Source organism: Photobacterium frigidiphilum (assembly GCF_003025615.1).
Taxonomy (GTDB): Bacteria; Pseudomonadota; Gammaproteobacteria; order Enterobacterales; family Vibrionaceae; genus Photobacterium; species Photobacterium frigidiphilum.
This window is the reverse complement of sequence record NZ_PYMJ01000001.1, coordinates 437,769-455,890: the sequence shown is the minus strand read 5'-3', so window position 1 is coordinate 455,890 and position 18,122 is coordinate 437,769. Positions and strand designations below refer to the sequence as shown.

Annotated in this window: 23 protein-coding genes; 10 read left to right on the top strand and 13 right to left on the bottom strand. The window is 40.7% G+C overall.

Annotated elements, in window-relative coordinates:
* Nucleotides 1-13: 13 nt before the first annotated feature.
* Nucleotides 14-376 (bottom strand): ArsC family reductase, encoded by a 363-nt coding sequence (locus tag C9J12_RS02050; RefSeq protein WP_107241179.1) that lies wholly within the window; start codon nucleotides 374-376, stop codon nucleotides 14-16.
* A gap of 98 nt (nucleotides 377-474) precedes the next feature.
* Complete coding sequence (locus C9J12_RS02045) at nucleotides 475-939, bottom strand: hypothetical protein (protein ID WP_227876249.1); 465 nt, start codon at nucleotides 937-939, stop codon at nucleotides 475-477.
* 389 nt (nucleotides 940-1,328) lie between these two features.
* Between C9J12_RS02045 and C9J12_RS02040 the strand changes: the two genes are divergently transcribed.
* Nucleotides 1,329-1,610 (top strand): winged helix-turn-helix domain-containing protein, encoded by a 282-nt coding sequence (locus C9J12_RS02040; protein ID WP_006230906.1) that lies wholly within the window; start codon nucleotides 1,329-1,331, stop codon nucleotides 1,608-1,610.
* Between the two features lie 57 nt (nucleotides 1,611-1,667).
* On the opposite strand, the gene C9J12_RS02035 is transcribed toward C9J12_RS02040, so the two are convergent.
* From C9J12_RS02035 to narQ, 3 genes are read right to left on the bottom strand one after another with little or no spacing between them, the layout of a single operon-like run.
* A complete protein-coding gene (locus tag C9J12_RS02035) occupies nucleotides 1,668-2,000 on the bottom strand; it encodes a DUF4156 domain-containing protein (RefSeq protein WP_107241177.1) in 333 nt (110 codons plus the stop codon).
* Nucleotides 2,000-2,626, bottom strand: coding sequence for a response regulator (locus C9J12_RS02030; protein WP_107241176.1), 627 nt, complete (start codon nucleotides 2,624-2,626; stop codon nucleotides 2,000-2,002). Before C9J12_RS02030 ends, C9J12_RS02035 begins: the two co-directional genes overlap by 1 nt.
* Nucleotides 2,627-2,635: 9 nt before the next feature.
* On the bottom strand, nucleotides 2,636-4,333 hold the full coding sequence (gene narQ / locus C9J12_RS02025; RefSeq protein WP_107241175.1) for a nitrate/nitrite two-component system sensor histidine kinase NarQ: 1,698 nt from the start codon (nucleotides 4,331-4,333) through the stop codon (nucleotides 2,636-2,638).
* A gap of 316 nt (nucleotides 4,334-4,649) precedes the next feature.
* Between narQ and napF the strand changes: the two genes are divergently transcribed.
* The 6 genes from napF to C9J12_RS01995 all read left to right on the top strand — a co-directional run bounded on the left by napF (nucleotide 4,650) and on the right by C9J12_RS01995 (nucleotide 9,259).
* On the top strand, nucleotides 4,650-5,129 hold the full coding sequence (napF, locus tag C9J12_RS02020; protein WP_107241174.1) for a ferredoxin-type protein NapF: 480 nt from the start codon (nucleotides 4,650-4,652) through the stop codon (nucleotides 5,127-5,129).
* A gap of 14 nt (nucleotides 5,130-5,143) precedes the next feature.
* On the top strand, nucleotides 5,144-5,416 hold the full coding sequence (locus tag C9J12_RS02015; RefSeq protein WP_011217602.1) for a chaperone NapD: 273 nt from the start codon (nucleotides 5,144-5,146) through the stop codon (nucleotides 5,414-5,416).
* Nucleotides 5,413-7,899 carry a periplasmic nitrate reductase subunit alpha gene (gene napA, locus C9J12_RS02010; protein ID WP_107241173.1) on the top strand — a complete coding sequence of 829 codons (2,487 nt, stop codon included), beginning with the start codon at nucleotides 5,413-5,415 and terminating at the stop codon, nucleotides 7,897-7,899. Before C9J12_RS02015 ends, napA begins: the two co-directional genes overlap by 4 nt.
* Before the next feature lie 90 nt (nucleotides 7,900-7,989).
* Nucleotides 7,990-8,499, top strand: coding sequence for a nitrate reductase cytochrome c-type subunit (locus tag C9J12_RS02005; RefSeq protein WP_107241172.1), 510 nt, complete (start codon nucleotides 7,990-7,992; stop codon nucleotides 8,497-8,499).
* Nucleotides 8,500-8,529: 30 nt separating this feature from the next.
* Nucleotides 8,530-9,105 carry a NapC/NirT family cytochrome c gene (locus C9J12_RS02000; protein WP_107241171.1) on the top strand — a complete coding sequence of 192 codons (576 nt, stop codon included), beginning with the start codon at nucleotides 8,530-8,532 and terminating at the stop codon, nucleotides 9,103-9,105.
* Between the two features lie 19 nt (nucleotides 9,106-9,124).
* Complete coding sequence (locus C9J12_RS01995; protein ID WP_107241170.1) at nucleotides 9,125-9,259, top strand: TIGR02808 family protein; 135 nt, start codon at nucleotides 9,125-9,127, stop codon at nucleotides 9,257-9,259.
* An 81-nt stretch (nucleotides 9,260-9,340) separates the two neighbouring features.
* On the opposite strand, the gene C9J12_RS01990 is transcribed toward C9J12_RS01995, so the two are convergent.
* The 3 genes from C9J12_RS01990 to C9J12_RS01980 all read right to left on the bottom strand — a co-directional run bounded on the left by C9J12_RS01990 (nucleotide 9,341) and on the right by C9J12_RS01980 (nucleotide 10,438).
* A complete protein-coding gene (locus C9J12_RS01990; RefSeq protein WP_107241169.1) occupies nucleotides 9,341-9,544 on the bottom strand; it encodes a hypothetical protein in 204 nt (67 codons plus the stop codon).
* An 82-nt stretch (nucleotides 9,545-9,626) separates the two neighbouring features.
* On the bottom strand, nucleotides 9,627-10,076 hold the full coding sequence (locus tag C9J12_RS01985; RefSeq protein ID WP_107241168.1) for a DUF1499 domain-containing protein: 450 nt from the start codon (nucleotides 10,074-10,076) through the stop codon (nucleotides 9,627-9,629).
* 23 nt (nucleotides 10,077-10,099) lie between these two features.
* Entirely contained in the window at nucleotides 10,100-10,438 is a 339-nt protein-coding gene (locus C9J12_RS01980; RefSeq protein ID WP_170111696.1) for a DUF2956 domain-containing protein, read from the bottom strand.
* Between the two features lie 478 nt (nucleotides 10,439-10,916).
* Here C9J12_RS01980 and C9J12_RS01975 point away from each other — a divergent pair, with 478 nt between their 5' ends.
* From C9J12_RS01975 to C9J12_RS01965, 3 genes are all read left to right on the top strand, one after another.
* On the top strand, nucleotides 10,917-11,378 hold the full coding sequence (locus tag C9J12_RS01975) for a DUF2919 domain-containing protein (RefSeq protein WP_011217608.1): 462 nt from the start codon (nucleotides 10,917-10,919) through the stop codon (nucleotides 11,376-11,378).
* A gap of 5 nt (nucleotides 11,379-11,383) precedes the next feature.
* Nucleotides 11,384-11,791, top strand: coding sequence for a hypothetical protein (locus C9J12_RS01970; RefSeq protein ID WP_107241166.1), 408 nt, complete (start codon nucleotides 11,384-11,386; stop codon nucleotides 11,789-11,791).
* A gap of 257 nt (nucleotides 11,792-12,048) precedes the next feature.
* A complete protein-coding gene (locus C9J12_RS01965; protein ID WP_011217610.1) occupies nucleotides 12,049-12,945 on the top strand; it encodes a Dyp-type peroxidase in 897 nt (298 codons plus the stop codon).
* A gap of 157 nt (nucleotides 12,946-13,102) precedes the next feature.
* Here the strand turns inward: C9J12_RS01965 and crr are convergent, their stop codons facing one another.
* The 5 genes from crr to cysZ form a co-directional block, all read right to left on the bottom strand.
* Entirely contained in the window at nucleotides 13,103-13,612 is a 510-nt protein-coding gene (gene crr / locus C9J12_RS01960) for a PTS glucose transporter subunit IIA (protein WP_107241165.1), read from the bottom strand.
* A gap of 40 nt (nucleotides 13,613-13,652) precedes the next feature.
* Nucleotides 13,653-15,380, bottom strand: coding sequence for a phosphoenolpyruvate-protein phosphotransferase PtsI (gene ptsI / locus C9J12_RS01955; protein WP_107241164.1), 1,728 nt, complete (start codon nucleotides 15,378-15,380; stop codon nucleotides 13,653-13,655).
* Nucleotides 15,381-15,433: 53 nt separating this feature from the next.
* Nucleotides 15,434-15,691, bottom strand: a complete 258-nt coding sequence (locus C9J12_RS01950) for an HPr family phosphocarrier protein (protein ID WP_107241163.1) — start codon at nucleotides 15,689-15,691, stop codon at nucleotides 15,434-15,436.
* A 318-nt stretch (nucleotides 15,692-16,009) separates the two neighbouring features.
* Nucleotides 16,010-16,978, bottom strand: coding sequence for a cysteine synthase A (gene cysK / locus C9J12_RS01945; protein WP_107241162.1), 969 nt, complete (start codon nucleotides 16,976-16,978; stop codon nucleotides 16,010-16,012).
* A 235-nt stretch (nucleotides 16,979-17,213) separates the two neighbouring features.
* Nucleotides 17,214-17,975 carry a sulfate transporter CysZ gene (cysZ, locus tag C9J12_RS01940; RefSeq protein WP_107241161.1) on the bottom strand — a complete coding sequence of 254 codons (762 nt, stop codon included), beginning with the start codon at nucleotides 17,973-17,975 and terminating at the stop codon, nucleotides 17,214-17,216.
* Between the last annotated feature and the right edge of the window lie 147 nt (nucleotides 17,976-18,122).

Sequence of the window (18,122 nt, the reverse complement as noted above, 5' to 3'; positions counted from 1 at the left end):
CTTGTTTCCTTTATTACTTAGAGAGTGGTTGCTGGAAAATTTCTAAATATTGTGCAGGTTTGAAACCGAGGTGATAGCTATCGTTATGAACAAGTAATGGGCGCTTGATCATTGCTGGTGATTCCAACATTAAGCTAATCGCGGTTTCTTGGTTTAGGTTAGCTTTTTGCTCGTCAGTTAACTGGCGGAAAGTCGTTCCACGTTTATTGACCATTGCCTCCCAGCCTAATTGAGATTCAAATTTTTCTAACATCGCTTGATCTAGACCATCAACGCGGTAGTCATGGAAGGTGTAATCAATACTTTCTGCTTCTAGCCATTTTTTCATTTTTTTAATGGTGTCGCAGTTTTTAATGCCGTAGGCGATTGTGCTCATAATGATGCTGACTTTATTTTGTTATTTGTTAGCTTTCCTTTATAGCGAGAATAGCGAACCTTCGCAATGGGTGATGGCGGTCACTTTTTAAAACAGGCTTATTTTGATTCGTTTAAGCATTCATCATTCGCATCTTGGCGAAACTCTTGATAAAAGCGCTCCACTTTTTTTGCTTCACCCTCTGCAAGTTTAAAAGGCGTAAAGTTATCCCCATTGATGACAGAATCCAGAGTGACTGGCTGAGCGATGATGGCATCATGTTCTATTGTGACGAGACAACGCGTTTCATCGAAATAGGTAAAAAGGCTGACAGCATTATTTTCGTTTTGCCATGCATAGACAGACAAAACGCCGTTTGTCAGTGCTAATTCATCTTCAATTAAGCGTTGTGGCGCTTGAAAAATAATTAATAACGATGCGGCATTAAGTTCTAGCGGTGTTCCATTGGTAAAGGCTTGATGAATGCTTTGTCTTTCTTTTTCTGTTAATACATCAAGTAATACGGGTTTCTGTTTGATCGCATCTTGTGTGGCTTTAAGTAACTTTTGTGCACCGCTCATCATATGACCTTATCTGTAGGCATAAAAAGCACAGATACTACTACTGATACTGTTTAGCTGCTACTTATCAACTTGGAAGGTTCATGGGGTTAGCTGCCAGTGCGGGGCTTGATTATATGATTAATGATGACGTGACCATTAAAACCGATATCGCCCTTGGGTATTTATGATGGTTATAAGTTTTAAACATCATTGAACATCGTTAAACAGGGACGATATTAAAAGAGTGGTATGTCTGGCGTGGCGATTTTTTACTTTTAATTATGTGTTAGTGAGATCTAAGTCCCACTTTTGACTTTGTATAGGGTGAAAACTAAATAGCTAATTGATCAAACTCAACATGCCAGTTGTGGATCTCGGAATAATGAAGCCTCTGTATTATGGAGGTCTCAATGGAACTGAATCCAGTTTTTGCTCGCCGTCTTTATTTGGCATTACTTGTTGAGCATACCGAACGCCCAAATGTACCAAGGTTGATTGAACAAACAGGTTGGCCACGCCGTACGATTCAAGATGTATTGAAAGCTTTGCCGGGTATTGGTATCGAACTTACGTTTATTCAAGATGGTAAACGACACAATGATGGCTATTATAAGCTAAGTGATTGGGGGCCTTTCGATCTGCAATGGGTTGAAAACCGAGAAAAGGATCTCATTACCTCTGTTGCTTGCTAAAAGAAAACCGCAGTTACTGCGGTTTTTCTTTAAAACGTATTGATAAAAATTTGAGCGTTACGCTTTAGGGCATAAGTAAGAATTTGCAGTCATCGTGACGGATGTGCCAAAGGTTTGTGGGGCGTATAAATGGATAGTATTTGCACCCAGTTGCCCAGCTTTATTTCTGAGGTTATTCAACACGGCTTCTGTCAAATCACCATCGTTCAATAACCAGTAGTTGTACCACGTACCTTGAGAGGCCACTATGGTGCCTTTGGGTTCACATTCACTCATATGCTGAGTGTCATTCCATGTCACCTGAACTGGCTTACCATCGTGGTGTAAGGCGGTTGTTTCGCAACCCACTAATAAAAAAGAAAGTAAGCCAATAAAGTATATTTCCTTCATTACTGCCCTTGTGCTTCTAAATACAAAACAGTGGCTGCTGTACGTGATTTTACTTGCAGTTTTTTCAGTAAACTTTTCATATGTACTTTAACTGTCGCTTCTGAAATAAACAGCGCATCTGCAATTTGTTTATTACGGTAGCCTTTAGCAACTTCTTGTAATATTTGAGTTTCTCTATCAGTAAGCAAGTTTAATAGGCAATCTTGCTCTGTATTACTTTCTAAGTGTTCTCGAACAATATCGCTGTAAGCTTTACCACCGCATAACGCTTTCTTCAGCAGGCTAATTAATTCATCGGGTTCAGTATCTTTCAATAAGTACCCATCAGCACCTGCAGCGACTAGCGCTTTCACATCAGAGCGACTATCTGAAACCGTTAGTACTACGATGCTGGCAAGAATACCTTCAGCACGCATTACATTTAGTGTATCAAGACCAGACATGCCTTTCATATTCAAATCAAGCAAAATAAGATCGGGATTTTTTTCATGTGCCATAGCAACAGCATCTGTTCCGTTGCTTGCTTCGCCAATCATTTCAAAATCTGGTTCAAAGCTTAATAATTGACCAATACCACGTCGCATAAGTGGATGATCGTCCACTATCATTATTTTCCAACACGTCATACTTTGTCCTCAAATTTCAAGCGAAAAGGTTAAGTTAACTTCACAACCATCGCCTAGCATTGTTGTAATCTTAATATTGCCATGTAAGCGCGAAGCCCTTTCAGCCATTATGGCTAAGCCGTAATGGTTCAGTTTTTCATTTTTAGGGTCGAAGCCTAATCCATCATCGGAAATTTTGATATCAACCTGTTCATCTTTTTGACTACAAGTGACAATTATCTCGTCAGCTTGAGCATGTTTTATCGCATTCAACACCGCTTCTCGAATGACTTGAAGAACATGTATTTGATGATGTGCATCTAGGCTCAACGATGACAAATGGTTATCAATAACCAGCATGGCATCGGTTTGATTATCGAGAGGTTCTAGCATTTCGACTAACGCTTCACCAAAATCCGCCTCTTTAATGGTTAAGCGGAACGTGCTCAATAATTCACGTAATTGAGTATAAGCACCGGATAAGCCGCTATCTATATCTGTCACAATGTTATTGGTATTATCACAGCCATTATCTTTTTCTTTTAACTGACGTTTCAATAGCGTCATTTGAATCTTAAGGTATGACAATGATTGAGCTAATGAATCATGTAACTCTCGTGCAATTGTTGCACGCTCTTCTAACAGTAGTAATTGCTCACTTTGCTTTTGCGCGCGGTTATAATAAATTCCTCGAGCCAAAATGTTTGAAATATTGTCTATAAGGGTTTGATCTGGGCAGGGTAGTGTATATTGCCAGCATAATTGCCCTAAATTTTTCCCATCAATGTTGAGATCTTGATAATGCCAACGTTGGTCTATTTCTGTTCCGACCACGATCTCAGTATTGCCAACCTTGGTTTCATCTATAATGAGTTTAGCAGCCGTAAGCCCTTCTATCGCAACCAATGTCTCAAGCATGGTTGAAAAATTTTGCGAGGTCAACCGGCTAACTGATAACTCTTGTGAGCAGTTATAGAGTACCTGTAATGATTCGTTAGCATGGCGTAATCGACGGGTTTTTTCATCGACTTTCTTTTCTAAACCACGGTATAACTTGCCTAATTCAGACGACATTTTACTGAAATTGTCGGCTAAAATACCAATTTCGTTATCACTTTTAATATCAATCTTTATATCAAAATGACCGCTTTGCACTTTTCCACTGGCGGCAACTAATTGGTTTAACGGCGACACAATTTTACGTTGCGTAAAGTGAATGGTAAATAGCGCCACTATTAAGATAAGACTTAAGCCGATCCCTCCTGCGACAGATAACACCTGTAGCTTGATCACCGAGAACTCTTGCAACTCAAAAACAAAACGATCGATGAGATGAACAAACTCAGCCACTTCTTGCAGGTATTGATCTTGTTCAGGGGTATGCATTAAAGGGTGTAAATTTTCCCAACGACCGATCAATCCGTAGTAATGCTTTTTGATATTAGTCGGAACGGTCCAATGCTCTAGTGCTGCCATAGAGGGAGAAAAGAGGGATTGTTCAAATTGGTCTAGATGGTGAGTTAATTCGGGAGAGTTCGTATTGATATCATAAGCTAATCGGTAGCTCTGCATACGCAATGAACCTGAAACATTAATGGCTTCTGCATCGTTTAAACTCGAGGCTAATGTCAAAAGCGCAAAGCTGGTCGTCGCGACGGATAATAGCAGTATAACCAGCATCGCACGGGCAATCGTGGATGTAACTGGTTTGAGTGGCCGGTTTTGCACAGTCTTTCCTTTTGAGTGAAAGGCAATGTAATCATTAAGAATAATTGGGTAATACTTTAGTATTACACCATACTTAGTGTTGTATCTCTAAAATGAATAGTGTGAGGGTTGGCGTTTTATTTTATTGATCCAAAACAATTAACCCTACAAATTAGCCCTAAGTGGGTATTTAAGCATTTGTTACTGTATCTACACTTACTGTGTAAAATAATGACGGATTATGAATGGTATTTTAAAGTGTTTACCGTCGATATACACATTTACAGTCCGTAGTATATATTTTTTATTCATATTACTTTACTTAAGGTATCAGCAAATGTTCGATCGTTCCCGCCGAAATCTACTTTCTCGGCGTCGTACTCCAGAATTGCCGCGAATGCCATGGGTTATAGATGAAGATACATTTGTAGACAGTTGTACCCGCTGCAACAAGTGTATAAATGCGTGTGAAACACAGATTATTGTAAAGGGCGATGGTGGGTTTCCCATTATCGACTTTAATCGTGGTGAATGTACGTTTTGTACACAATGTGCTGAAGCATGCCCTGAAAGGTTGTTCCGCCCTACAACGGAGCTGCCTTGGGATTTAAAAGCGCAGATTACTCCCAACTGTTTTGCTCATAACAAAATAGAGTGCAGGAGCTGCGGTGATATGTGTGAAGTGCAGGCGATTCGTTTCAAACTACAAGCTGGTGGTGTGGCATTACCAGAATTGGATTCGGACGTTTGTAACGGTTGTGGCGCTTGCTTATCAGTTTGCCCTGCATCTGCCATTAGTATGGCCACGAAAAATTAGAAGAGAAATAGCTTATGGCACAAGAAGAAGTACACATATCAAGCCTAGTTGTTCATGTAAAACCTGAATATTTAGAAGAAGTAAAAGCTCAGATACTTGAAATGCCAAATACTGAAATACCTGGCGAAAGCCCTGAGGGAAAGATTATTGTAGTATTGGAAACGGCAAATCAAGGGTATGTAACTGATACTATAGATAAAATAAATAATTTAGAACATGTTTTAATAACTTTTTTAGTGTATCACCAAATTGAACACTTTGATTCGCAATCTGAGGATGATTCATGAAAATGACAAGACGTGCGTTTGTGAAAGCAAACGCGGCAGCATCGGCAGCAGCTGTTGCGGGCATTACCCTGCCAGCGTCAGCTGCTAACTTAATTGTTAGCTCTGATGAAACAAAAATCAAGTGGGACAAGGCGCCTTGTCGTTTTTGTGGTACCGGTTGTTCAGTACTGGTTGGTACACAGAATGGTCGTGTAGTGGCAACGCAGGGTGATCCTGAAGCTCCGGTAAATAAAGGCCTTAACTGTATTAAAGGTTATTTCCTTTCTAAGATCATGTACGGCAAAGATCGCCTACAAACGCCAATGTTGCGTATGAAAGATGGCGAATATCATAAAGAAGGTGATTTCGCCCCTGTTTCTTGGGACCAAGCATTTGATGTGATGGCCGAGAAATTCAAAACAGCATTGAAAGAAAAGGGCCCAACAAGTGTTGGTATGTTCGGCTCTGGTCAGTGGACTGTTATGGAAGGCTACGCAGCATCAAAAATGATGAAAGCAGGTTTCCGTTCAAACAATATCGATCCTAACGCGCGTCACTGCATGGCTTCGGCTGTAGGTGGATTTATGCGTACTTTTGGTATTGATGAGCCTATGGGTTGTTATGATGACTTCGAGCACGCAGATTCATTCGTGCTGTGGGGATCTAACATGGCAGAAATGCACCCAGTATTGTGGACACGTATTACTGACCGTCGTTTAAGTCACCCTCATGTTAAAGTAAACGTGTTATCAACGTATTATCACCGTTCGTTTGAACTGGCTGATAACGGTATGATTTTCGAACCTCAGACCGATCTAGCGATTGCTAACTTTATCGCAAACTACATCATCCAAAACGATGCAGTAAACTGGGATTTCGTTACAAAGCATACCCACTTTAAACGTGCTGAAACAGACATCGGTTATGGTCTACGTGATGATAACCCTCTTCAGATGAAAGCAAAACACCCTAACTCAGGTGCGCTTCACCCAATGGATTTCGAACAATACAAAGCATCTGTTGCTGAGTACACTGTTGAGAAAGCATCGCAGATGTCGGGTGTATCTGAAGAAAAACTAATAGAGATGGCGAAGCAATACGCAGATCCAAAAGTGAAAGTAATGTCACTTTGGACAATGGGTATGAACCAACATACTCGTGGCGTTTGGATGAACAGCCTGGTTTATAACATTCACTTGTTAACTGGCAAGATTTCTCAGCCTGGTAATAGCCCGTTCTCATTAACTGGTCAGCCATCAGCTTGTGGTACAGCACGTGAAGTGGGTACATTCTCACACCGTCTGCCTGCCGATATGGTTGTCGCAAACCCTAAGCACCGTGCTATTGCAGAGAAAATCTGGAAACTGCCTGACGGTACGATTCCACCAAAACCTGGTTACCACGCAGTACTGCAAGATCGCATGTTGAAAGACGGCAAGCTAAACGCTTACTGGGTAATGTGTAATAACAACATGCAGGCTGGTCCTAACATTAACGAAGAACGTTTACCGGGTTACCGTAACCCAGAGAACTTCATCGTATGTTCAGACCCGTACCCAACAGTGACTGCACAAGCATCTGATTTGATTTTACCTACAGCAATGTGGGTAGAAAAAGAAGGTGCTTACGGTAACGCAGAGCGTCGTACTCAAGCATGGTATCAGCAAGTCGAATCACAAGGTGATTCAAAGTCTGATTTATGGCAGTTAATGGAATTCTCTAAGCGCTTCAAGATTGAAGAAGTATGGGGTGAAGACTTATTAGCACAGATGCCTGAGTACCGTGGTAAAACCATGTACGAAGTATTATTCCGTAATGGTCAGGTTGATAAGTTCCCGCTTTCAGAAGCACAAGAACTTAACGATGATGCGAAAGCACAAGGCTTCTACTTACAGAAAGGTTTGTTTGAAGAGTACGCAGAATTTGGTCGTGGCCATGGTCACGATTTAGCACCGTACGATGTTTACCACCAAGTACGTGGTTTACGTTGGCCGGTTGTTGATGGTAAAGAAACACTTTGGCGCTTCGTTGAAGGTTCTGACCCATATGTACCGGAAGGCGAAGGTTTCCGTTTCTACGGTAAGCCAGATGGTAAAGCAAACATCATTTTTGCACCGTTTGAACCAGCACCAGAAGAACCTGATCAAGAATATGATATGTGGCTATGTACAGGTCGTGTACTTGAACATTGGCACACAGGTACAATGACGCGTCGTGTTCCTGAGTTGTATAAAGCAGTGCCTGATGCACTTTGCTTTATCCACCCAGATGATGCGCAAAAACGCGGTTTGCGCCGTGGTGATGAAGTGCTATTGGAATCTCGCCGTGGTGAAGTTCGTTGTCGAGTAGAAACGCGAGGTCGTAACCGTCCACCCGTTGGATTGGTCTTTGTACCGTTCTTCGATGCTCGTGTTTTGGTTAATAAACTGATTTTGGATGCTACTGACCCACTGTCGAAACAGACAGACTACAAGAAGTGCCCAATTAAAATCACCAAAGTTTAAATAATCGGATGATATTAGTAGTTGATTGCCTGTAACCAATATAGGTAATCACCTGCTTGACTCGAATTTAGCCATTAGGCGGAGAAAGCAATGAAACGATTAGTTTTAGCAGTTATGACTGTTGGCATGTTGTTAGCTGGAGCGGTGCAAAGTGCTGAAGAAACTAGCGCACCAACAACAGACAGCCACAAAGTTTTAGACCAAATAACGATGAACCCAGGCGGTATTGGTGGCGTTGAATCATTACGTGGTGCAAGTGAGCTAGAAACAACGCGTCCGGCAGATGCATTTAAACGTTACCCTCGTGACCAAGGTACGATTGATAGCGATTACGTTTATCAGCCACCTTTGATTCCGCACACTATTCGTAATTACGAAGTGTCATTAAACGCCAATAAATGTTTAGCTTGCCACAGCTGGAAAAATGCGAAAGAAATGGGCGCAACCAAAATCAGTGTAACGCACTATGAAACACGTGAAGGCCAAGTGCTTTCAGATGTATCACCACGCCGTTACTTCTGTCAGCAATGTCACGTACCTCAGGCCGATGCTAAACCATTAGTAGGTAATGATTTCCAACGTGTTGATGCGCTGCGCTAGTTATAGCCGCAATCATAAGAGAGGCTATATATGAACATTATAAAAGCGTTCTGGAGAAGGTTGAGATCACCAAGTAAAGTGGCCGTTGGCGTTGTTTTACTTATGGGGTTCATGGGCGGCTTATTATTCTGGGGTGCATTTAACACCGGGATGGAAGCAACCAATACAGAGGAATTCTGTTCTGGTTGTCACGCACCTATCGTTAAAGAGATCCGTGAAACCGTTCACTTCTCTAACCGTTCTGGTGTACGAGCTATTTGTTCAGATTGTCACGTACCTCATAATTGGACAGATAAAATTGTACGTAAAGTTCAAGCATCAAAAGAATTGTTTGCGCATTATGTAACGAAGACGATTGATACAGAAGAGAAGTTCAAAGAGCGTCGAAGTCATTTAGCAGAACGAGAATGGCATCGAATGAAAGAGAATAATTCTCAAGAATGTCGTAATTGCCATAACTTCGATTACATGGATTTCTCTGAGCAAGGTCCACGTAGTGTGAAGCAGCACTCAACGGCATTAGCATCGGGTGAGAAAACCTGTGTGGATTGTCATAAAGGTATTGCCCACAAACTGCCTGACATGCAAGGTATAGAAGGCTGGTAATAACAAAGGTAAGTAGAGTATGAGTACATTAGAATCAGTGATTTGGCATGTATTAGGTTATGCCGCAATGCCCGTTATTATCTTTTCTGGCTTTGCTGTTGTAGCTGTCGTTTCAATTTGGCTTTTATCGTTAGGTAAAGACAAAAACGTATAACAGAGCAATCGTTGTTCAATAACGGATAGATTCAAATATTAAGTACATAACTCAAAGCCACGTCGATAAGACGTGGCTTTTTTAATGCGTATTGTTCACATGAGAGGTGCGTTGAAATAAGCCGATTAACATCATTACTGTCCAGGCTATATAGAGTGGTAACCATTCAATAAAGAAAGAGACGCCTGTAAGTGTCTTGTCATCTAGCCACACTTCACCAAGGTGGAGTAATACCATACTGATTAAACCAATAAAGCTGATGACTAAAAAAGAAGGTCTATTCATCTGATTGCTCCTTATTCGTTAATGAATAAGTTAATCTAAATGATAATTATTATCAAGTGTGTTTTTGGATAAACCTTACTTTTTATTCTGATGCAAGGTAATGACTTTCCGATAACAAAGCGCGGAATGCTTCTGCACGGTCACGGTTTACACCAAAATCGGAATAGCCTGTTCGTGATTCAGATCGAACAATGATTTCATTGCCTTGAAGGCGCAATTCAAAATCATCCACAAAACCAAAGAAAGCGCTACGGCATTCAATATGAAGGTAATTAGGCGCTTTTTTAGCAAGACTCGCACCAGATAAAGAAAGAGCGAGCTGCTCTATATCAGCCCAATGGGAGAGACCGGTTTCATTGAGTGTGAATTTAGCCAGCTGGAAGCTATCACGTTTGTCACGTGTTGATACACAGTTGGGTTTGTCACCACACATTTGTAGTGACCGGTCGGTAACAGCGGCATTTACACCGTCAGCATTTGAACAGCCAGTCATGATAATAATTATTGTGAGTAGTAATAAACGAGGGGTCATGCTCAATCCTTTGTTTATGCTAATTATGATACCGCAATATACGCAGCAAAACCTACCCATGATGCAATAAGTAATCCCCAAGGTAACCAATGCTGCTTGTGTTCAACAATCTTCTCTGGAAGCGTTTCAGACGGTTCTACTGGTTGTTGTTTTTCTTTAAGGTCTTTTTTTCTAAGCTTGTCACGCTCACGTGATTTTACTTTTTGCTGCTTTTTATATAACTCAATCCCTTTTTGGATCCCTTGTGCCACTACACGAGTTTGCTCTTTAGTTTGACCGGGTTTTTGAGTTGCTTTAGCTATTTGCATTGCTTCAGCTTGTGTTTCTGCTGATGGAGCGTTACTTGTTTTTTGAATATTCATTCTCATTCCACCTAAAGGTCAATCGTTTGGTACCTTGATTGTTTAAACGACATTATACCTCGTCTGTATCTTGTGCGTGAGTGTATCTGAACGATCAGAATGAATAGATATGTAGTAATTTTTCAACAAGCAATAAATACAGCTATAACTGTAAATATGTTTGATTTGTTATTTAACCAATTGATTTAAAATGCTTTTGTGCTGTTTGTTTCTAACTCGGAAAATACGTATTACATTCTGTTTGTTACCTGAATAAAAGATGATGTTAGAGTTTTTCTTACAAAAACGTGATCAAAACGGCAAGATTAAAAATTGAACAGTGCGGTGCGCCACAGAATTTATCACTGCTAAGTTCTTAAATCCGTAATTTAGATTATTGTGAGCGGGTAATTAATACGTTGTGCATTTCACACTTTGGTTGAATTTAAGGCTATTCGGCACCATTGCTCATAAGAGAGAGAATGTGTGAGGAATTGTTTTGCTTTATCCAATAGATGCTTATGACAAGCACGGTACATTGAAGCCATCGAAAATGTTATGGCTGGCACTGACGTTTAGTGCCAAAGCATGGTTTGTTTTTGTGATGGCTGGTGCCAGTCGCGAGCAAGGTGCACAAATATTGACAATATTCTATCCATATAGAGATAGTTTATATATCGGAATGGCAATGGGTTTACCCGCAATATTATTGATGTGGTTATCGGGTCAGCGATATAAAAATAAAAAAATAATGAATATATTATGGCAGCATGGCAAAAAATTATTACTAGCTGCCTATTTAACTGATTGTTTATTGCAACTGTATCACCTGTCGCTCACACATGGTGCATTCAGCTGGACGAGGGCAATTATCATGTTATTAACGCTATGGTTTAGCGTATACCTGATAAGAAGCACAAGAGTTCAGAATACATTTGCAGATAAGCCTGTAGAGAGGTAAACCAAATGAATGAGTGGAGTAAAGGTTTAGTACTATTTAGTGCACTTTTAAGCCCGCTAGCAATGGCTGATTGGCTGTTGGATGTTAACTTTGAGTTGACTAGCGAAAATACAAAACAAAGCGTCAATACATCACTGTCTTTACTTCCAGGTGAAGAGACCATTATTTTTGGTACGTCTTCAGGTGAAGGGAATAGCAGTCGTGAATTGGTCGGCAGTGCAGAGTTACTAGAATATTCAGCTGAAGAAGTAAAAATCGCATTTACTGTCAAAGAACGTTTAGATGATGGTGCGTGGCGCACGATTATTTCGCCAGTTCTATCGACGGGTCTTAATGGACCAACATCGTTTGTGAGTACGAATGATGCTTCGAAAGAACACGTAAAGTTACAAGTTGAAGTGACCTCCGTGTAACGTAATTCACGGCTCACTATCTATATAACGCTCCATAAGTGGGGCGTTTTTTATACCTATTATTTGCCTATATACCCAAGTTACTCGCTGAGATCACTCTGAATCCTGCATCTTGAGGCAGCTTGGGTATACACTCACTTAGATAAGCCGCTGTTCATCCTTCTGGTTAAAATTAGTCGACTACCTTGAGGTGACTTAGGTATATAATCGATAGTCGATTAATTAGATTCGTCATACTTTGTATTTAGGAGAACTTAATGGCTACCTCACAACCTGCAATCTTGCCAGACGCTGGCCCTTTTTCCCTTTATGTTGTTATGAAGGTTGTAGGAAATAAAGATACGGTTATTGAACAATGTAAATCATTGCATCAAACCCTAGCGGTATTAAATGAACAACAACCAGGTGCCGATCTTCGTGCGAGTATTGCTTTTGGCCAATCGTTTTGGTCGTCGCTAGAAAAAGGTTGCCCTGCTGATTTTTTTGATTTTCGTGAATTAGGCAAGGGGGATATTACTGCACCAGCAACGGGTGGTGATGTTCTTTTACATGTTAATTCTAGCCGTCATGATTTGAATTTTTATCTGCTTCGTCGTTTTATTGAACCTATGGCAAAAGAGATAGAAGTACTGGATGAAACGTATGGTTTTAAATATCTAGATTCACGTGATATGACGGAATTTGTTGATGGTACTGAGAATCCAAAAACAATTGAAGCGCGCAGTGATGTTGCCTTAATTAAAGAAGGTGACTTTGCAGGTGGTAGCTTTGTTATGGTTCAACGTTTCATCCATAACCTTCCTGCATGGAATCGCTTAAGTATTCAAGCGCAAGAAAAAGTTATTGGTCGTACTAAACCTGATTCGATCGAACTTGATGATGTACCAGCAGCGTCACATGTTGGTCGAGTTGATATTAAAGAAGAAGGTAAAGGGTTAAAAATTGTTCGTCATAGCCTGCCATATGGCTCTGTAACGGGTGAGCATGGTTTACTTTTCATTGCCTATTGCTCTGGTCAACATAACTTCAATGTGATGTTAGAGAGCATGTACGGTGAATCTGACGGTAAGTCAGATCAAATGTTGCGGTTTACAAAAGCTGTAACAGGAGCCTACTTCTTTGCACCATCAGTCGAGATGTTAGATAGCTTATAAAGCGGATAAAAAAGATAACGATGTGTTATTTCTCATGAATTTCCAATAAGAGAAGTACACGAATCGGTATAGGCGAGAGGTGAATACTTCTCGCTTTTTTTATTGCACAAACAAAAAACGCCACCCGAAGGCAGCGTTTTTTAAGCGTCAAACAATCTTACTTTTTGATGCGTAGTACTGGAGATTCACCCACAGTTACAGCGCCAGAAAGCTTGTTTAGCTCTTTGATCTCGTCCATGTTAGAGATAACAACTGGAGTCAGAGTTGACTTAGCTTTCTCTTCAAGAAGTGCAAGATCGAATTCGATTACAGTGTCGCCAACTTTAACAGTTTGGCCTTCTTCTGCGATACGAGTGAAGCCTTCACCTTTAAGCTCAACAGTGTCGATACCAAAGTGAACGAAAAGCTCAATACCATCGTCAGACTCGATAGAGAAAGCGTGGTTAGTTTCAAAAATTTTGCCAATTGTACCGTTTACAGGTGCAACCATTTTGTTGCCAGAAGGCTTGATAGCAATACCGTCACCAACAATTTTTTCTGCAAAAACAACATCTGGTACATCTTCGATGTTTACGATTTCGCCAGAAATTGGTGCGATGATTTCAATAGCACCAGCTTCGCTGCTGTCGTCAGAAACCAGCTTCTTTAATTTGTCAAACAAACCCATGTCATTGCTCCTAAGCGTTATTATTCTATCTGAAGCTATATTAGCAGATAGTTTTCTCTGCGATGAATTTTTCTACGTGTGCTTCGATTTCAGCTGCTGTTGGCATAGCAAGTGCTTGCTCGGCCATAGCTTTAACATCAGCAAAGTTAGCGTTACGGATAACTTTCTTAATACGTGGAATTGAAATTCCGCTCATGCTGAACTCGTCCAGACCCATACCTAATAGTAATAGGGTAGCACGTTCGTCACCAGCTAACTCGCCACACATACCAGTCCACTTACCTTCTTTGTGAGAAGCATCGATTACTTGCTTGATCACTAATAGTACTGCTGGAGATAGCGGGTTATATAGATGAGAAATAAGCTCATTTCCGCGGTCAACTGCAAGAGTATACTGGGTTAAGTCGTTTGTACCAATGCTAAAGAATGATACTTCTTTAGCAAGGTGGTGTGCGATAGCTGCTGCAGCAGGTGTCTCAACCATTACGCCGATTTCGATTTGCTCGTCAAAAGCTAAACCTTCAGTGCGTAATTCAGCTTTGTATTCTTCAATCGCCGCTTTCAGTTCACGAATCTCTTCAATAGAGATAATCATCGGGAACATGATACGAATCTTGCCATGCGCCGAAGCACGTAGAATACCACGTAGTTGATCACGAAGAATTTCACGACGATCTAGGCTGATGCGAATTGCACGCCAGCCTAAGAACGGGTTCATTTCTTTAGGAAGATCTAAGTAAGGAAGATCTTTGTCGCCACCGATATCCATTGTACGGATAATGACGGTTTCGCCGTGCATAGCTTCTGCAACGTCTTTGTAAGCTTTGTACTGCTCTTCTTCTGTAGGCAGTGAGTCACGGTCCATAAACAGGAATTCTGTACGGTACAGACCAACACCTTCACCGCCGTTACGGTTAATACCGTCACAATCTTTAACTGTACCAATGTTACCGCATACTTCTACTTGCTTACCATCAAGGGTAATAGCAGGAAGATCTTTCAGCTTAGCAAGTTCTTCAACTTCAGCTTGGTGCTGATCACGGATAGCTTTGAATTTAGCTAATTCGCCTTCAGTTGGGTTAATCACGACTTGGTTATTGATTGCATCAAGAACCAGCATGTCACCGTTTTGAACACGAGTTGTAATATCATTTGTACCTACGATAGCAGGTAACTCTAGAGAACGAGCCATGATAGAGGTGTGTGATGTACGGCCACCAATATCAGTAATAAAGCCAAGTACGTAATCTAGGTTGATTTGTGCTGTTTCAGAAGGCGTAAGGTCGTTAGCAACCAAAATTACTTCTTCGTTGATAGCACTAAGATTAACGATACTAATGCCAAGTGCATTTTTAACAAAACGGTTGCAGATATCGCGGATATCAGTAGCACGTTCTTTCAAGTATTCGTCATCTAATGACTCTAGCGTCATTGCTTGTTCTTCAATAATTGAATGAATAGCAAGAGCTGCAGTCGCTTTATTGTCTTTAATGAAAGCTATGATTTCCTCTTCAAGCTCTTCATCTTCAAGCAACATGATGTGACCTTCAAAGATCGCTTCCTTCTCTTCACCGAAGGTGATACGTGCTTTTTCTTTGATTACTTCTAGTTGCTCGGCAGATTTCTTTCGAGCATCGAAAAAACACTGAATTTCGTTGTCGATCTGATCTGCTGAGATTGGAGTTTTGCTAAGAACAATCTCTTCTTCTTGCAATAGTAGTGCTTTACCAAAAGCAATACCCGGAGATGCCAGGATACCTGAAATCATAGCCTTACCTTACATTAACTAAAAACTAGGGGAAGTAATAAACAAACTACGTATTAGTGTAGTGTATCCATTAGAGCAACTAGGTGATCTACAGCTGCTTGAGCCTGAGCACCTTCAGCAGAGATAGTTACTAGTGTTCCTTTAACAAGACCTAGAGTTTGTAGTTTAAAAAGACTTTTTGCGTTAGCGCTTTTACCGTTAGAAGTAACAGTAATGTCTGCCTCAAATGCTTTTGCTTCTTTTACGAACTGAGCTGCTGGACGAGTGTGTAGGCCGTTTTCTGCAGTGATCTCAACTTGTTTCTGATACATTTTTTCACCCCGATTATTGATATAATAATTATTTAATAACGTTGTAACTGGAAGTAAGATTTAACGTGAACTGCATTAGCTTGCTAATCTAGGAGTATAAACTACTCAACAGTTCGTTGTCTTAGCTTAATCCAAGTCAATTTTTCATGAAATATATTGGCTAAATTGCATCAAGATGGATCTAAAGACCCTTTTATTTCGATGCTTAAAATAAAGCATTTCGGATTTATAATAAAGCTGAGAACAAAAAGCAACAAAAAAGCCTCTTAAAGAGGCTTTTTCGAACGTCAACTTGGTATAGATCACATTAAAATGTGATCACTGTTGGTTTTCTTTTTCTGTGAAGATGCCTGCAAAAAGTGCTGTTGATAGGTACCTTTCACCTGAGCTAGGTAACACTACGACAATATTTTTTCCTGCAAACTCAGGCCGTGCAGCTATTTTATTTGCAGCAACAACAGCAGCACCAGAGGAAATACCAGCAAGAATACCTTCTTCTTCCATTAAGCGGCGTGTCATCGCGATAGCATCTTCTGAACTGACTAATTCGACTTCATCAATCAATGTTAAGTCTAGGTTTCCTGGGATGAAGCCTGCGCCAATACCTTGAATTTTGTGTGGTGCTGGTTTTACGTCATCGCCATTCAGTGTTTGAGTGATAACTGGTGATTCAGTAGGTTCTACAGCAACCGTTGTAATAGCTTTGCCTTTCTGATGCTTAATGAATCGGCTTACACCCGTTAGTGTGCCACCTGTACCGACGCCTGAAACAAAGACATCGATTTCGCCATCAGTTGCGTCCCAAATTTCAGGTCCTGTGGTTTTCTCGTGGATTTCAGGGTTGGCTGGGTTATTAAACTGTTGTAGAAGCAGATATTTACTCGGGTCTGATGCAACAATTTCTTCCGCTTTTTCTATTGCGCCTTTCATACCTTTCGGTGCTTCGGTTAATACCAAGTTGGCACCAAGAGCTTTAAGCAGTTTACGGCGCTCTAAGCTCATGCTTTCAGGCATCGTTAACGTTAATTTATATCCGCGTGCTGCTGCAACGAAGGCTAAAGCAATACCAGTATTACCACTGGTTGGCTCTACAAGTTCAATGCCTTCCTTTAGTGTGCCTTTCTTTTCAGCATCCCAAATCATGTTTGAACCGATACGGCATTTTACGCTGAAGCTAGGGTTACGAGCTTCAATTTTTGCCAGTACATTACCATTACTAACACGGTTAAGACGTACTAGGGGAGTGTTACCAATCGTTAGTGAATTATCTTCGTAAATCTTGCTCATACTTTTCGTTCCTTCGCTACGCGTTATAACCTAAGACCAATTAAGCATATACACGAATAGCATTTTGGAAAGTAATTAATGGTTATATCTTATTGTTATAAAGAGAAGAAAAAGTGTTTGGAAATGAGAATAACGCTGAACTAGGTAAGCGATGAAGTAGAGTTATGCTGAAGAGTCGGTATTTTAAAGCTAGGAGAAAGGCGAGGAGGGGGCCTCCTCGTCAGAATGATAATACTTAGCTTAATTTATATTGGTCACGGTAATGATCGACCCACATTGCGGTAGCACCACAGACGGCAATGGGCATAACAAATAAATTTAAAATTGGTGTCATGGTGAAAAGCATCACTAAGCTACCAAAGCTTAATGATTTACCACGTTTCACTTTTAATGCATCGCGCATTGTTGGAAAGGGTACTTTGTGATTATCGAATGGATAATCGGCATATTGAATCGTCATCATCCAGGCGCTGAATAAAAACCATAATACAGGGCCTACCGTTTGGCCAATTGCTGGGATCCAAAGTAATATCAATAGCCCAAGTGCTTTAGGCAAGTAATATTTCAGCTTGATCCATTCTCGGTTCATGATACGGGGAAGATCTTTAATAATATCTTTTAATCCGGTATCTGGTGCTGGTTCTCCGGTTAACTTGGCTTCTAGATGTTCAGCTAATAAACCATTAAAAGGGGCGGCTATCCAGTTAGCTATTGTGCTGAATAGGTATGAAAAGATGACTAAGGTGGCAATCGCTAACAATGGCCACAGTAGATATGACAGCCAATCTAACCAAGACGGTAGCGCTGCTATCCAGCCATTAATCCAATCACCTAGCTGGCTCAAAACAAATCCAAATGCACTACCGAATAATAGTATATTGATAAATAGTGGTAAAATAACAAAGCGACGGGTTCCCGGTTGTATTGCTAACGACATTCCACGGAAAAAATATCCTGCTCCACCTGCTGGAGACGGAGTTATTTGTGGTTGTGGCATTCATTTCTCCTTACTAAATACATCATTCAAAACACCACATTATTGTTGTTTTGATCGTATGGTTATGTGACATGTTAACGGGCAGTACGGCATGGAATCAAATATCAAACACGTTGTCAGAAAAAGAAGAGAAGGTAAACGCTGCAT

Excerpts from the sequence above, each read along its gene's own strand:
- C9J12_RS02050 (WP_107241179.1), bottom strand. The coding sequence starts at position 376 with ATGAGCACAATCGCCTACGGCATTAAAAACTGCGACACCATTAAAAAA.
- C9J12_RS02045 (WP_227876249.1), bottom strand. The coding sequence starts at position 939 with ATGATGAGCGGTGCACAAAAGTTACTTAAAGCCACACAAGATGCGATC.
- C9J12_RS02040 (WP_006230906.1), top strand. The coding sequence starts at position 1,329 with ATGGAACTGAATCCAGTTTTTGCTCGCCGTCTTTATTTGGCATTACTT.
- C9J12_RS02035 (WP_107241177.1), bottom strand. The coding sequence starts at position 2,000 with ATGAAGGAAATATACTTTATTGGCTTACTTTCTTTTTTATTAGTGGGT.
- C9J12_RS02030 (WP_107241176.1), bottom strand. The coding sequence starts at position 2,626 with ATGACGTGTTGGAAAATAATGATAGTGGACGATCATCCACTTATGCGA.
- napF (WP_107241174.1), top strand. The coding sequence starts at position 4,650 with ATGTTCGATCGTTCCCGCCGAAATCTACTTTCTCGGCGTCGTACTCCA.
- C9J12_RS02015 (WP_011217602.1), top strand. The coding sequence starts at position 5,144 with ATGGCACAAGAAGAAGTACACATATCAAGCCTAGTTGTTCATGTAAAA.
- napA (WP_107241173.1), top strand. The coding sequence starts at position 5,413 with ATGAAAATGACAAGACGTGCGTTTGTGAAAGCAAACGCGGCAGCATCG.
- C9J12_RS02005 (WP_107241172.1), top strand. The coding sequence starts at position 7,990 with ATGAAACGATTAGTTTTAGCAGTTATGACTGTTGGCATGTTGTTAGCT.
- C9J12_RS02000 (WP_107241171.1), top strand. The coding sequence starts at position 8,530 with ATGAACATTATAAAAGCGTTCTGGAGAAGGTTGAGATCACCAAGTAAA.
- C9J12_RS01995 (WP_107241170.1), top strand. The coding sequence starts at position 9,125 with ATGAGTACATTAGAATCAGTGATTTGGCATGTATTAGGTTATGCCGCA.
- C9J12_RS01990 (WP_107241169.1), bottom strand. The coding sequence starts at position 9,544 with ATGAATAGACCTTCTTTTTTAGTCATCAGCTTTATTGGTTTAATCAGT.
- C9J12_RS01985 (WP_107241168.1), bottom strand. The coding sequence starts at position 10,076 with ATGACCCCTCGTTTATTACTACTCACAATAATTATTATCATGACTGGC.
- C9J12_RS01980 (WP_170111696.1), bottom strand. The coding sequence starts at position 10,438 with ATGAATATTCAAAAAACAAGTAACGCTCCATCAGCAGAAACACAAGCT.
- C9J12_RS01970 (WP_107241166.1), top strand. The coding sequence starts at position 11,384 with ATGAATGAGTGGAGTAAAGGTTTAGTACTATTTAGTGCACTTTTAAGC.
- C9J12_RS01965 (WP_011217610.1), top strand. The coding sequence starts at position 12,049 with ATGGCTACCTCACAACCTGCAATCTTGCCAGACGCTGGCCCTTTTTCC.
- crr (WP_107241165.1), bottom strand. The coding sequence starts at position 13,612 with ATGGGTTTGTTTGACAAATTAAAGAAGCTGGTTTCTGACGACAGCAGC.
- ptsI (WP_107241164.1), bottom strand. The coding sequence starts at position 15,380 with ATGATTTCAGGTATCCTGGCATCTCCGGGTATTGCTTTTGGTAAAGCA.
- C9J12_RS01950 (WP_107241163.1), bottom strand. The coding sequence starts at position 15,691 with ATGTATCAGAAACAAGTTGAGATCACTGCAGAAAACGGCCTACACACT.
- cysK (WP_107241162.1), bottom strand. The coding sequence starts at position 16,978 with ATGAGCAAGATTTACGAAGATAATTCACTAACGATTGGTAACACTCCC.
- cysZ (WP_107241161.1), bottom strand. The coding sequence starts at position 17,975 with ATGCCACAACCACAAATAACTCCGTCTCCAGCAGGTGGAGCAGGATAT.